The sequence below is a fragment of the Hugenholtzia roseola DSM 9546 genome (assembly GCF_000422585.1).
In the GTDB taxonomy this organism is placed as follows: Bacteria; Bacteroidota; Bacteroidia; order Cytophagales; family Bernardetiaceae; genus Hugenholtzia; species Hugenholtzia roseola.
The window spans coordinates 256128-269792 of record NZ_KE383878.1; the positions used below are offsets into that span (position 1 = coordinate 256128).

At 44.4% G+C, this 13665-nt stretch carries 9 protein-coding genes; 5 read left to right on the forward strand and 4 right to left on the reverse strand.

The genetic code is table 11. The features are described 5' to 3' along the window. Positions 1-6 precede the first annotated feature (6 nt). Positions 7-918, reverse strand: coding sequence for a hypothetical protein (locus tag G500_RS0109590; RefSeq protein ID WP_154657105.1), 912 nt, complete (start codon positions 916-918; stop codon positions 7-9). Positions 919-1294: 376 nt separating this feature from the next. Here G500_RS0109590 and G500_RS26260 point away from each other — a divergent pair, with 376 nt between their 5' ends. The 3 genes from G500_RS26260 to G500_RS0109610 all read left to right on the forward strand — a co-directional run bounded on the left by G500_RS26260 (position 1295) and on the right by G500_RS0109610 (position 3421). Next, on the forward strand, positions 1295-1588 hold the full coding sequence (locus G500_RS26260; RefSeq protein WP_051203408.1) for a hypothetical protein: 294 nt from the start codon (positions 1295-1297) through the stop codon (positions 1586-1588). Between the two features lie 205 nt (positions 1589-1793). Then, positions 1794-2654, forward strand: a complete 861-nt coding sequence (gene hisG, locus G500_RS0109605; RefSeq protein WP_027002408.1) for an ATP phosphoribosyltransferase — start codon at positions 1794-1796, stop codon at positions 2652-2654. Between the two features lie 140 nt (positions 2655-2794). Beyond that, positions 2795-3421, forward strand: a complete 627-nt coding sequence (locus tag G500_RS0109610) for a thioredoxin family protein (RefSeq protein ID WP_027002409.1) — start codon at positions 2795-2797, stop codon at positions 3419-3421. A 399-nt stretch (positions 3422-3820) separates the two neighbouring features. On the opposite strand, the gene G500_RS0109620 is transcribed toward G500_RS0109610, so the two are convergent. Then, the gene (locus tag G500_RS0109620; protein WP_086047864.1) at positions 3821-5221 is read right to left on the reverse strand and encodes a poly(R)-hydroxyalkanoic acid synthase subunit PhaE; all 1401 of its coding nucleotides are present in this window, start codon (positions 5219-5221) and stop codon (positions 3821-3823) included. A 401-nt stretch (positions 5222-5622) separates the two neighbouring features. Here G500_RS0109620 and G500_RS0109635 point away from each other — a divergent pair, with 401 nt between their 5' ends. Together G500_RS0109635 and G500_RS0109640 are read left to right on the forward strand one after the other, a co-directional pair. After that, a complete protein-coding gene (locus G500_RS0109635; protein WP_027002412.1) occupies positions 5623-7056 on the forward strand; it encodes a DUF4271 domain-containing protein in 1434 nt (477 codons plus the stop codon). A 35-nt stretch (positions 7057-7091) separates the two neighbouring features. Then, a complete protein-coding gene (locus G500_RS0109640; RefSeq protein ID WP_027002413.1) occupies positions 7092-7892 on the forward strand; it encodes a uroporphyrinogen-III synthase in 801 nt (266 codons plus the stop codon). Positions 7893-8044: 152 nt separating this feature from the next. Here G500_RS0109640 and G500_RS23070 read toward each other — a convergent pair whose 3' ends face one another. Continuing rightward, on the reverse strand, positions 8045-9430 hold the full coding sequence (locus G500_RS23070; RefSeq protein ID WP_154657106.1) for a hybrid sensor histidine kinase/response regulator: 1386 nt from the start codon (positions 9428-9430) through the stop codon (positions 8045-8047). A 70-nt stretch (positions 9431-9500) separates the two neighbouring features. Further along, positions 9501-13502 carry a response regulator gene (locus tag G500_RS0109650; RefSeq protein ID WP_027002414.1) on the reverse strand — a complete coding sequence of 1334 codons (4002 nt, stop codon included), beginning with the start codon at positions 13500-13502 and terminating at the stop codon, positions 9501-9503. Positions 13503-13665 lie beyond the last annotated feature (163 nt).

Here is a 13665-nt window from a genome sequence, read left to right on the forward strand (position 1 = left end):
AAGCCCCTATCGCTTCAAAACAATCGTTAGAACGCCCTTGTAGGTATCCTGCTTGGGCGTTTTTCCTTCTATAAGTTTCATGCGCCCTGCTCTTAACATTTCTGCGCGATAATGATTTTGTATATCGAGGGAAACGCGAGAAGAACCTCTTGGTGAAAATTGGGCTTCAATAATTCTACCTGTCGCATCGACGGTAATTTGGTACTTCAAGATGCCATTTTGTTTGGAAGCGTCTGCTCTCATATTGCCCCTATCAAAGCCTGCCCAAATTTGCTCCCCTTCCATCGAGATTTCATCTCCGCCGCTGCCCTTGCTGGGCTTGTCGCCCTCTAATTGGCTATCGTCGGGCTTCTTTTCTGTTTCGCCTTCGGGTTTTCCTGCGGGTGTGGCGGCTTCTTGTTGTTTTTTTTCTTCTTTTTGCGGCTCTTGTTTTTGTGGCTCTTGGTTAGGGTTCTCTTTTTCCTTCTTTTCCTCTTTTTTGGGTTCTTCTTTCTTGGGTTCTTGTTTTGTAGGTTCTTCTTTTTTGGGTTCTTTTTTAGGCTCTTGTTTTTGCGGTTCGGCTTGGGGTGCGTCATTTTCTGCTACTACCTGCTCGCTTTCGTCTTGTGTCTGAATAGGCTCTTCTTGGCTGGGACTTGTTTCTGTGGGCGTGCTTTCTTGGCTTGCGGTATTAGGCTGCGCCTGCTCCTGATAGGGGACATCTTGCCCTAAGGCAATGCTGCTGGCACTCAAAATGACATACTCCTGCTTTGGCTCTTCTGCCAAATGTAAATAAGCTATCACCACTGCCAATAGGGTCAGAAAAAACAGAAGGGCAATCACACGCTCTTTCTTGCGCTCCTCGCGCTGCTTTTTTTGCAGTTGAAGCTCTTGTTTTTGGTTTAATTGGTAAGGCGATTCGGGCGTATGAACGTGCATGGGCGCAAAAGGGTAAAGGGTAGGAAATAATGGGGAAGGATAGGAAAGAGGCAGCAAAAGGATAGGGAATTTACGAAAAAAACGCCCTAAGCCACTACAAAAGTGTAATTTCACCCCTAAACGTAGGCGAAAAAAATTAGGTTTAGCTTTTTTAGGAAAATATTTCACCCAAAAACGCCGAAAAGGGCGTTTTTTTCAAAAACTTTTGCAACTTTGCGCCCTAAGACGCACGCTATAAAAGGCAGGCGAAAAAAAAGCGCGTAGGCACTTTCTTGTCGCTTTTTTCGTTCTCTTGTCGTTTGGTATAGGGAAACAAGAACGCGCAGGCGTGCATTTTCTCACTTCACCCCAACTTAAACCTCAATTCTAAACACTTATGTTCACTCGCAATCTTACTGCTACAGAGTTTGTTTGGGCAGCCGAATCCGATTTTGCACTTCACGCGCCTGCTACCCTTTCATGCATGGCTATGGCAGGTGACGAAGACGACGACTTCGAAGAAGATGACTTCGATAGCGATTTCGAGGACGGTTACGACGATGACGACTATGACGACTTCGAAGACGAAGACTTCGACGACGAAGATTTTGAAGATGACTTCGACGACTTCGACGACGAGGACTTTGATGATTTCGACGACGAGGAAGACGTTGAAGACGACGAATACTAATTCCTATCCCTTTTTACCCTTAAAAATTCCATTTCTGACCAGATATGGAATTTTTTTGTTTATATCCCAAACAAAAACTGCCAAAAAAGCGAAAATCTAAGATTTTGCCTATTTTTGTAGGAAAGTTCGCCCTTCGGTGCGGTGGCTTTCTTACCTATGTTTCCTTTATTTGTTTTACCTTCGCTTTATCTTTGGCACTTATCTCATGCAAGCAAAACTCAAAATTGCGATTCAGAAATCGGGACGTTTGAGCGAAAAATCGCTCGCGTTGCTCCAAGAGTGTGGCATTTCCTTTAATTTGGGTAGCAATACCCTACGCACCGAATCGCATAACTTCCCCTTAGAACTTTTGCTCCTGCGCGACGACGACATTCCCGCCTACGTCAGTGACGGGGTCGCCGACATCGGCATCTTAGGGGAAAATGTAGTCTTAGAAAAAGGCTACCCCTTAGAAATTGTAGAAAAGTTGGGCTTTGGCAAATGTCGCCTTTCTTTGGCTGTACCACGCGCTACCCACTATCAGGGCTTGTCCGACTTTGCAGGCAAGCGCATTGCCACTTCCTACCCCAAAATCTTAGGAACATACTTGCGGGTGGCAGGCGTTGAAGCAGAGATACACGTCATCAGTGGTTCGGTAGAAATTGCGCCCAGCATTGGCTTGGCAGAAGGCATTTGCGACATCGTCAGTTCGGGCAGTACCCTCCTAAGCAACGGTTTGAAGGAAGTAGAAGAGGTGCTTACCTCCGAAGCCGTTTTGGTAGCCAAGCCCCATTTAGAAGGCGAAAAGCGCGACATCTTCGATAAATTACTTTTCCGCCTGCGTGCCGTCCGCCGCTCACAGCACAATAAGTACATCTTGCTCAATGCCCCCCAAGACAAATTAGACCAAATTATCGCTATCCTACCCGGACTGAAAAGTCCTACCGTCTTGCCTTTGGCAGAGGAAGGCTGGGTCTCGGTACATTCTGTTATTCACGAAGACGATTTTTGGGAAAAAATTGACGCATTACAGCAAGCAGGGGCAGAGGGTATTTTGGTAGTGCCGATAGAAAAAATGCTGATTTGAATCTACCGTAGCGCGAAGTTGCAGCTTCGCAAGGCTAACTTGAAGCGAATCTATAATTTCGTGCTACCATTTTCAAATTTTGCCGCCTACCACAATCCTAAATAATTCTACTCTTTTTCTTTCCACTATATCGTTTTTCTATGTCTTATCACACGCTCGAAACTGCTTACCATACGGCAGGCATCTCCTATTCTGCCTATCGCGAACTGATTGATACACTTTTGGCACAAGGCACGACCACCAACGGTGATAGCCGTCCCGACATTTTAGATTATACCAAAATGAACGTGCAGCGCATGAGCCGTTTGGATAAAACAGTAACGCTACTGCCTGATTTTGAGGCTTTTGAAACGCTTTTGCAACAAAAAAATACGCAATGGCTTTGGCTTATCCTAACCGAAGGCTGGTGTGGAGATGCGGCGCAAATTGTGCCTGTTATGGAAAAAATTGCTGCCCAAAATAGCCACATAGAAACGCGCTACCTGATGCGTGATGCCAACGAAAGCCTGATGAATCGCCACCTGACAAATGGCGTTAGCAAAGCCATTCCCAAACTTATTTGTGTGCGAAAGGCGGATTGGGCAGAAATAGGCTCTTGGGGCGCAAGACCGCAGGAGGCGCAAGCCTTAGTGGAAGACTATAAAAACAACCCCGTAGGCGATTTTAAAGCCTTCGCCGAAAAACTGCACGGCTGGTATGCCAAAGATAAGACCCTTTCTACACAACGCGAACTATTGGCAGCGATGCAAATTTGGCTCGAAGCCTAATTCGAAGACCCAAAAAATAGGATTCGATATTAAAAAAAACGGTGTTTTGTGCTTCGCTCAAACCGCCTGAACCCCCACCCTGCCCCAGTAATGTTAAGTTCTGTAAAAAAACTTGTTTTATCAAATTTGACACAAAATAAAATTTGGGCAGAACCCTTTTTTAGGTCTGAAAATCCTTTTTTATTTCAATCTCACTGCGGACAAGGCAATGCCTTGTCCCTACATTTGCATTTGATTTTTAGAATTTAACATCACTGCCCTATGGGGGCGGGGTTTGGGGTGGGGTGTATTGAAGGCTTTTATCGTTGTAACAACGCCAAAAAAAACGCCAACAAGACTTTGTCTTATTGGCGTTTTTTGGTTCAATAAATCTGCCGCTAAAAAGCACTTTTTAAAGGCTTATTTAACGCTCTTACGACGTGAAGAGGCTTTTTTTTCGTCTTCCGACACCTCTACTTCACTTGCTACTTCGTCTATTGCCATCTCTGCCTGAACGCTCTGATTGGAAAGTTGCTTTTCTAAGTTGCGGATTTTTGCCTTCAACGCATGCACCTGCTTGGTAAGGTCATCTACTTGTGAGTGCATCACGACAGGGTAGGGTGAAAGCACATATTCAACGCCTTTATTAACGGCAGCTTTTAGGTCTAATTGTAAAGACAAAACTTCGCCTTGTATCTTAGAAAAGTCGTCGCTTTTGAAAAGCTCAATCATTTGCTCTTCCAAAACGTTCAACCAAGTGAGGAAAAATTCATTGTAAGACTTAACAGTTGCTTCGCCGCCCTTAGCACGCTCAAAAAGGTCTTTCATCAGACTTTCAGAGGCTTGACGCGCCGAGCTACCAATCATATAGTTCATTTCAGAAACCTTAGTTTGGTACTTCATCAAATCGCTTTGCATATCTACTACAATTTGCGCCATCTCCTTTTCGCGGCTTGGCGGAATGATTTTGTAGAAAGGGGCATACATTTTTTGCAATTTGCCCATCATCTCTTCCTGCATTGCACCAAACTTCATAGAGTTTTGCAAGCCGCCCATCATAGGGAAAAGTTCAGTGTATTTTGCCAATACATCGCGATAAGGCGCAATCATGGGCGAGTCGAGCAAGGTCTTGCGGTAGTCTTCGATAAACTTATTGACCTGCTCACCCATTTGGTGAAACTTGGCAGGCGAAACCATCGCAAACATCTCTTGGCTTTGCTTTTGGAATTTTTCGAAATCTACGGCTTTGAAATAAGACTGCCAATCGTAGTTTTTGTCGCCCATCATTTTAGCAAAAGGCTGCCAAAGTTCGTAGGCGTTGAAGTAAGATTTGTAGGCAGAGGTCATGTTTTCGAAGGCTTCTTTGGCACTGTTGCCGGGCAAGCCCATTTTCATGTCGCCCATCAAGTCGGTTACTTTGCTAAACCAATTTCTGTAATAAGCCGTCCATTTTTCGGCTGCTGCCTGTGGATTATCTGCCACTGCCAACATCGTATCCATTTGCTCTTGCGCCATTTGGTTCATCGCATTGACCCAAGTTTGGGTGTAGTTGCGCTGTTTTTCCAACATATCTTTCATTTGAGCAGGCATCATATCCGCAGGTATAGCCATGTTTGCAGATTTTTCCATGCTCTTAGAAAGGAGTTCTTTTTGTGCTTCATACCAATTTTTGTAAATTTCCATGCTGCCTTTGAGCATAGAAGCGTCTTTGGGAAGCCCTTGCATCTTCTCGACGGTTTCTGTCCAGTTTGAAACCATCTTGTTCTGCGTATCTACCCACGCATTCATCATTTCGCGAGTAGCGTCCATCATGTTAGTCATAAAAAATACGTTTTAGGTTTGAAAAAAAAAGATATTAGGTTTTGAAATCCGAAGGCAAAATTACGATTTTTTTTTGAAACACACGCACACTCACAAAAAAATGCTTCTTTTTCAAAGAGTTAGAGATAGTTGGCAGTTCTTCTACCTTTTCGGCGTTTGATTTTTTGCAGTATAAAATTTGGCAAAACAGCGATTTTTCATTTTTTTATCTTCGGTTTTATAGCAAAAACCTTTTAGCAAGACGGCAAAGTGTAGGGTAAAAAAAAGGTCTTTTTTTCGAAAAAATGAATTTTTACCGCTTTTTTTTGGAAATTTGCACTTTCGCTGCCCTACCTTGTAGCGCGATACCCCTTTCCTATTGCCCGCCAAACCGTACTTTTCCCCTGCCAATGCCAATATTTATGAGGCTTGAAGAATATACCATTTTTACAAAGTGGCAGCCTTTGCCCTTGCCCCCGCTTCCCTACGGCAGCAAGCGAAAGTCTGTGTTGCCTTTCAGATGGGGGTTCTTCGGTTTGCTCATGGCTTTGCTGCTTCTTTGTCAGATACCCGAAAGTGTGGCGCAAAATCAGACAAAAGACAACCAAAAGGCACTGCAAAAAGAGTGGGCGCAACTTTCCAATCGCATCTATCAAGACCAGACCGACAGATGGAAAATCTATCAAGAAGCGGAAGCAAGCTACCTACCCTACCTGCCTGCTCAAATGCCTGCCCAAGCGGTCTTGCACCTGATTTTGGAGCGTCAGACGTGGCAACAGCCTTTGGTAGAATCCTTAGCCCTATTTTCACCTACCGAAACGCGCCTTTTCATAGACAACGTTTTTATCGGCAGTTTTGAAGGTATTTATTTTTTAGATAAAAAAACGGTTGAAGGTTATTTTAAAAAACACAATCGCCCGCAGGTGCTTATCTCGCTCTATGCCCCCCAAAAGCCTTTCAAAGCCGCCATTCCTGCCTTCATTCTGCATGCCCCTGTACAGCGAAAGACACAGGATAGCACGATTTTATCGCCTGAAAACACAAAAGAGATTGCCACAGCCTTAGACACCACCCCGACCAAACAACCCGATAGCCTGCTTTTGGATAGTGCCAAACAGAAAAAGGCAACGAAAAGCCCTTCTTTTTACGAAGAAGCCACTCCCGAACCGCGAAAAAAAGTAGCCGTTTATAGTTGGGTAGTCGTGTTTAGCTTAGGACTCTTAGCCCTTGTCATTTTGATTTCGAACTACTTAGTTCCACTCTTCGACCTCGCCGCCTTTGGCGAGGCTATCGCCTTTTTTATACGCCCCAACTACATCTACAAACGCACCGATAGGCTTTTAGTCGTGAGTTTTATCCTCTACTATGCCCTTGTGCTATCTTTTGCTATCCTCATTTTAGGGCTTTACGCCGATAGCTTGGGTTTTGAAATTGCCCTTTCAGGGCGGCTTCTTTTTTTGGAATTGCTCTTCGAATGGTTTAGCTTGGCACTAACAGCAGCCATACTTATAGGATTGCATTTATTATTGGTACAATTTCTTTCTAATATTTTTTTCAATCAGAAACAGCAGACCGATTTGCACGTGCAGGGCATCATCAATAGTATGGTCTTGATTTTGGGCGTAGCCCTGCCGCTGGTGGTGATGGTTTCGATGCTGGGCATTTTTTGGGAAGGTGCAATTTGGGAAATTAGCTTTAAAATTGGCTTATTTTTGTACTTTATACGTACCCTCTTGCTTAGTTTCCACCTGTATAAAAACATTGCGACACAACGTTTCTATTTATTTTCGTATCTTTGCATCGCCGAATACGCGCCCTTGCTGCTGATGGCTCAAGTCCTGATGGCGGCGGTTTGATATGTGTTGATTGTACCCAAACTATGCAGAAAAAAATGGCAAACGAACCCTCAAATCAAACATTTTCTACTTCTTCTACCCCAAAGACTGCGGTTCAAACGGTTTTGATTTCTCAACCCCCCCCAACAACGGAAAAATCGCCTTACCATGAATTGGCGAAAAAATTTGAGCTTCAAATAGACTTCCGCCCCTTTATCGAGATTCAACCCGTAACGGCAAGAGAGTTCCGAAAGCAAAAAATCAACATTCTCGACCATACAGCCATCATCTTTACGAGCAAAAACGCTGTCGACCACTTTTTCGCCTTAGCGAAGGTCTTGCGCGTAGAAGTTCCCGAAGATATGAAGTATTTTTGCGTTTCCGAACAGACTGCCAATTACCTCCAACGCTACATTATTCTGCGCAAACGCAAGGTATTTGTAGGAGAACGCACCTCACAAGACCTACAACGCCTTTTTGTCAAGCATAAGAAAGAGAAGTATCTTTTCCCTTGTTCGGATATTCGCAAAGACGACATCAGCGAATTTATGAAGGCAAACAATATCGCCCTCACCGAAGCCGTCATTTATTGCACCGTCGCCTCCGACTTGAAAGATATAGAGATAGGCAAATACGATATGATTGCCTTTTTTAGCCCTTCAGGAGTGAAATCTTTGCTACACAATTTCCCAAACTTCGAGCAAAAAAACACACGCATTGCAGCCTTCGGTCCGACGACGGCACAAGCTGTGCGCGATTTGAACCTGCGTCTGGATATTGAAGCCCCCATGCCCAATGCGCCCTCGATGACAGGTGCGATAGAAGTCTATTTGCAGTCGTTTTATTCAAATAAGTAGAAAAATAGAAGTCATAGCTTCAAACCCTAAGCCCCTCTAAGAAGGCTTAGGGTTTCTTTTTTGCTATTTTATTTCAATCCAATTCCATCAAACTTCGAGTTCCATCAAACTTCAAGCAATGCCCTGCCCTATCAAGTACAAAAAAGCAGAAACTAAGGCTGCATGGGCGGATTTTTGGGCAAAAAGATGCTAAATTCACAATATTCGCCCTCTTGGGAGGCAACCTGAATGTCGCCCTTGTGGATATTTTTAACGATGTCGTAGCAGATGGAAAGCCCCAATCCCGTTCCCTGCCCCGGCTCTTTGGTGGTGAAAAAGGGATTAAAAATCTTGTCTATGTCGTTTTTAGCAATGCCAATGCCATTATCGCGAATGATAATTTCTACCGAATCGCCCTTGTCGAGGGTCTTGATGGTGATGACAGGTTCGTAACCCTCCTGTAAGAGTTTCTTTTTTTTGTGGGTAGCATAGAGCGAATTGCTAATCATATTGATAAGGGCGCGTCCGAAATCCTGCGGAATGAGTTTGACATTGCCCACGCGCTCATCGAGCTGATGGTCGATTTTGGCAGCAAATCCCTTGTGGTTGTTGATGTAGCTATGATATGCCAAACTTGCATATTCCTGCAAAGAAGTATTGAGATGTACTTCTTGATACACGCCTTTTTTGTCGTGCGAATGGAGCAACATATTATTGATGATGCTATCGGCACGCTTGCCATGGCTGTTGATTTTATCGGAATTTTCGTTTAGATTTTCAATAATATCCTTAATTTCATCTAATTGCTCCTGATTGAGGCTGCCCTCATTTTGCAAGACCTCTTCGAGGATATGCGTTAGGTCGCCTGTTAGTTCGCGCGTTACTTCGGAAAAGTTGATGATAAAATTCAAAGGGTTTTTAATCTCATGCGCAATTCCTGCGGTTAGTTCGCCGAGCGAGGCGAGTTTTTCCTGTGCAATGATTTGGTTTTGCGCATTTTTGAGCTTGACCAAAGCCAATTCTAATTCCTCCTTTTGCGCACTATTGATTTGTAGGGCTTGCTTCAAATCGCGTGTGCGCTCATCTACTTTGCGCTCTAACTCTTGCTTGTGGTTTTTTTCTAATTTGATGATGCTAAGATAGGCGTTGATGCGATTGGTGAGCTGGTAGTCGTCGATGGGTTTGGTCAGATAATCGGTTGCGCCCAAAGAAAAACCTTTATCGCGAAACTCCTCCGACTTGTAGGCGGCAGTAAGGAAGACAATGGGAATATTTTTAGTCTTTTTACGGCTTCTGATAAGTTTTGCCGTTTGGAAGCCGTCCATTTCGGGCATCTGGATGTCCAAAATGATGAGGTCTATGGATTCCTTCATCAAAGTTTCTAAGGCTTCGAAACCCGAACTTGCCTCGACAATTTCGACCTCTTCGAAACGCTCTTCGAGCAACGCCCGCAGGGTAAATAAATTACTGGGAACGTCATCTACAATCAAAATCTGAATTTTTTTATCCTCTAAGTTATCCGACATGGTGCCTTGTGAGTCTATGTGTGCGGTATTCACAGCGTTGTAAGTTTTGAGGGCGAGCGATAAGCGCAATGATAAGTTAAAATTTGATAAAAGTCAAGCCTTTTCAGACTTTCTTACCAATCCATTGACAAACGGCTTTGATGAGTTGGTCGTAATCGACGGGCTTGGTGATATAATCATTCGCTCCTGCATCGAGACACTCTTTTTTATCCTCTTCCTGTGCCTTGCCTGTGATGGCGATAATGGCGATATGTCCGATTTGGGGGTCGTTTCGGATTTGTCGCATGGCATCTAAGCCGTTCATTTCAGGCATGACCGAATCCATAAGCACCAAATCTACCTCTTCGGAGCGCAACGTTTCGATGGCTTCCTGCCCATTGAGGGCTTCCAAGATATTGGCTTCAAAGGATTCGAGGGCAGAGGCAATCACGAAAATATTTCGGATGTCGTCATCTACGACTAAGATGTTTTTATCCTTGATGAGGGCGGCAATTTCCTCGCGCGAAAAGTCTTTGTTTTCCTCTGTTTTGGTATCGGCTCTGCCTTTTTGAAGCCCGTTGGGAGCGACGGTTTGTTGTGCTACTTTGGCTTCAATTTCTTCTATGGCAGCCTTATTGGGTTTGATGGGCTGCAAGACTTCGGCAGGTGCGGTTTCTTTTGGCACTTCTGCAAGGGTGGCGGCTCCGCTTTTGCTATCTTCTTGCTCTACTTCTTTTTCCATTCGATGCAAAAAGATAGAAACCTCGTCTTTGAGTTTTTCCTCAGCATCTTGGGCTTTGAGGACAATACTTTGCGCTGCCTTGCGCAATTTCTTTTCCTCTTCGGGCGAAATACTTTTACCTGTATAGATAATGATAGGAACTTTGGGGTAGTTTTCGTTGATAAATTCGCAAATCTCTGCGCCATTGCCATCTTTGAGTCCCAAATCTATAATTGCGCCGTCGAAATGTTGGGTCTGTAATTGATTGATGGCTTCTTCTTTGCTTCTAACCCCCAAAACGCGCACGTCATCACCGACTAAGAGAGCCTTTATCGCCTCCATCTGCGATTCGTCATCTTCTACGATAAGCAATTCTTTGATAGATTTGCTCGCTACTTTGACCATGTCTTGTAGCGCGTTTTTAAGAGCCAACTCATCTATGGGCTTTTGTAGGAAACCTATCGCACCCCGACTAATAAGGTTGCTATCTTTATCGCGTGCCGATATGATTTCGATAGGAATATGACGCAATTCCTTGATAGATTTAATCTTTCTAAGCACATCTACGCCGTCGATATCGGGCAAGCCTAAGTCTAAGATAATGCCGCTGGGCTTAAATTCGAGTGCCAAATCGATGCCCTCCTCGCCACTTTGCGCAATAAGGGTCTTGATGCCTTGCTGTTTTAGCACCTCCGCCATGCTTTCGGCAAACTGTACCTCGTCTTCTACAATGAGAATGACAAAATCGTTTTTATGGATATTGTTTCTATCGTCTTCTACGTGCTGGCGAATCCGCGCCATCTGCAACTTGCGCTCGGCGGTATTTTTGGCATTGAAGACTTGGGCAAGATGCTGTTGTTCGGTTTTTTCGGCGGCAGGTCGTTCAGTTTTGGCTACGGTTACGCGCTCCTCTTTTGCGGCTAATTCTTCGTCTATTTCCAAAGGCAAGACCAAGCTAAAAGTGCTGCCCTGATTAGGCGTACTTTCCAATTCTATCTTACCCTGCAAAAGTTTGGCAAGCTCACGCGCAATGGAAAGCCCTAAACCTGTGCCACCGTATTCGCGCGAAGTAGTGCCGTCGGCTTGTTTGAAGGCTTCGAAAATGATTTGCTGCTTGTCTTTGGGAATCCCGATACCTGTATCTACGACGCTAAAAACTACCTGATTTTCAGTATTTTGATAAGGTGCAATGCGAAGGGTTACGCTGCCTTTTTTGGTAAATTTGAAGGCATTAGCCAAAAAGTTGCGTAAGATTTGCGCCAAGCGTTCTTTGTCGGTATAAAGTGCGCCCTTCACTTGGTCGTCTATGATAAAGGCAACGTTCTTTTCCTGCGCAATGGTATGGAAAAGGTCGTGCATATCGGTCAGAATTTCGTCTGTGGCAAATTGGGCAGGATTGATGACCATTTTGCCTGCCTCTATCTTCGAAAGGTCTAAGATGTCATTGATAAGACGCAAGAGTTCGCCTCCCGATTTGTGTATGATTTTCGCCTTCTTGACATCTTTGTCGTTCAAAGAGTTGCGCTCATTTTTAGAGAGCATTTTAGAAAGCATGATGATAGAATTGAGTGGCGTGCGAAGTTCGTGCGACATATTCGCCAAAAATTCCGACTTGTAGCGATTTGACATTTCAAGCTGCTCGGCTCTGCGGTCGAGTTCTTCTTTGGCTTGAATGAGGCTTTCGTTTCGACGGCGCAATTCTTCCGACTTTTCTTGCAATTCGGCTTGCTGTACTTCCAAACGCATATTGGCTTGTGCAATTTCTCGCGCTCTGGCTTCTGCGTTGCGTGTGGCTTCTTCTGAAATGGCTAAAAGCCCCTTGATGCGGTCGGTTTGTTGCACCGAATAGATGTAGGTAGCGACGGTAATGCTTGCCTGCTCTAAAAAGTCGCGTTTGAGAGTTGTAAATTCATCAAAGGAAGCCAACTCTATCACGCCATAGAGTTCGTTTTCAAAGACCAAGGGGAAGGCAAAAAGTTGCATGGGCGGCTCTTCAAAAGTGCCTGCCGAAAGGGTCATGTCGTTTCGGCGGATATTTTTGAGCAAAATAGGGCTTCTTTCTAAGGCAACCTGCCCGATAAGCCCTTCGCCGATTTTGTACTGATTCGAAAGGGCGTTGCGCTCGGTAAAGGCAAAGGAGGCTTGTAATTTCAAACTCTTGCTTTCGCCTTCATAGATGTACAATACGCCTTGTGAGGAGGTAGTATAACGCGCCAAAAAAGAGATGGCTTTGCGCGAAAGCTCGATGAACTGCAAATTTCCCGAAAGCTGTTTGCCTAATTGATTCAAACCATCTTTAATCCAGTTTTGCTCCTGCGTTTCTTGCTTATTTTGGCGCAAGCTATTGGTCATGAGCTGCAAGGCTGCCCCTAATTCGTCATGTTCGCCGTGTTGTTTGATGTTGATAGAGTAGTCGCCTTTTGCAATCACCTGCGCTTGGGTGATGATGTCCTTAAAATTGTCTATCATTTGGTTGATAGAAATGGCTAAAAGGTCGGCTTTGCTCTTGACCTCGACGCGACGCGATAAATCGCCTTTGGCTATGTTATTGGTCAGTTTGGATACTTCTCTTAGGTTTTCTACCATTTTGCGAACAGAAGTATAGATGCTATTCGAGGGCGCATCATTTCTAAATTCCATAGTCAGGTCGCCATCAGACACCCTACGTACTACCTCTGCGATGTCGGCAGGCTCGCCTCCAATCTGCTTTCTCACATCAGAAACAATGAAAAAAGCAACAAAGACGCTGGCGAAAATAGAAAGCATCGTAAAAAGGGTGATTAAGGTGCGCGAATCGGCGTAAATTTCTTCGCTGCGCTCGGCTGCCCGCTTGCCATTCATAAAGTTTTCCGAAATAAGGGCGGTCAGTTCCATGCTACACGATTCGAAGAGCGAAAACGAACGCTCACGCATCTTTTCCTTTGCTTCTTCTTTGTTGTTGTAGTTAGAAAGTTGGATAATGCGCTTACTCTCGTCTATGTATTGGGTGTAGAGTTCTTTATAGGAAAGAAAGCGGTTTTTGTCGCGCTCTACGCTTTCGGTCATCTCCTCATTCGAAAAGCGACGCTCACGCTCGCTCAAAAGGCGTTCAAACTCTTGGGAACGCTCTAAGATACGACGCTGGATTTCCTCCATATTGCCAATCGCCTGCGCCATTTCTACCTCGGAGAGCGAAAAGATGTGCTGTTGTTGTTGTATCATAAATTCGCCCGTACTGGTATTCATATCGGAGATGGTATAAATACTGGGCATCCAATTTTCGCTAATCTCTATGGCTACTTTCTGCACCTGATAGAGTTTCCATATCGCAAAGAGATTGACGAAAATGGACACTATCAAGATAACAGAAAAGCCCAATATCAACTTGGTGGAAAGACGCTGAAATAAACCTGCTCGCTTGCTCATGAATAGGTATGTAAGGAGTACGTGTGAAAAATGAACACTGCCTTCGAAAGGGAAACAAAAGGACGCTGAAAGCTCTTAGAAAGACGTTATGCCCAAGCACAAGTCCAAATATAAGAAAAGAACTTGAAACTCACCTGCATTTTTTTTGCCTTCACACGCAAAA

Excerpts from the sequence above, each read along its gene's own strand:
- G500_RS0109590 (WP_154657105.1), bottom strand. The coding sequence starts at position 918 with ATGCACGTTCATACGCCCGAATCGCCTTACCAATTAAACCAAAAACAA.
- G500_RS26260 (WP_051203408.1), top strand. The coding sequence starts at position 1,295 with ATGTTCACTCGCAATCTTACTGCTACAGAGTTTGTTTGGGCAGCCGAA.
- hisG (WP_027002408.1), top strand. The coding sequence starts at position 1,794 with ATGCAAGCAAAACTCAAAATTGCGATTCAGAAATCGGGACGTTTGAGC.
- G500_RS0109610 (WP_027002409.1), top strand. The coding sequence starts at position 2,795 with ATGTCTTATCACACGCTCGAAACTGCTTACCATACGGCAGGCATCTCC.
- G500_RS0109620 (WP_086047864.1), bottom strand. The coding sequence starts at position 5,221 with ATGACTAACATGATGGACGCTACTCGCGAAATGATGAATGCGTGGGTA.
- G500_RS0109635 (WP_027002412.1), top strand. The coding sequence starts at position 5,623 with ATGAGGCTTGAAGAATATACCATTTTTACAAAGTGGCAGCCTTTGCCC.
- G500_RS0109640 (WP_027002413.1), top strand. The coding sequence starts at position 7,092 with ATGGCAAACGAACCCTCAAATCAAACATTTTCTACTTCTTCTACCCCA.
- G500_RS0109650 (WP_027002414.1), bottom strand. The coding sequence starts at position 13,502 with ATGAGCAAGCGAGCAGGTTTATTTCAGCGTCTTTCCACCAAGTTGATA.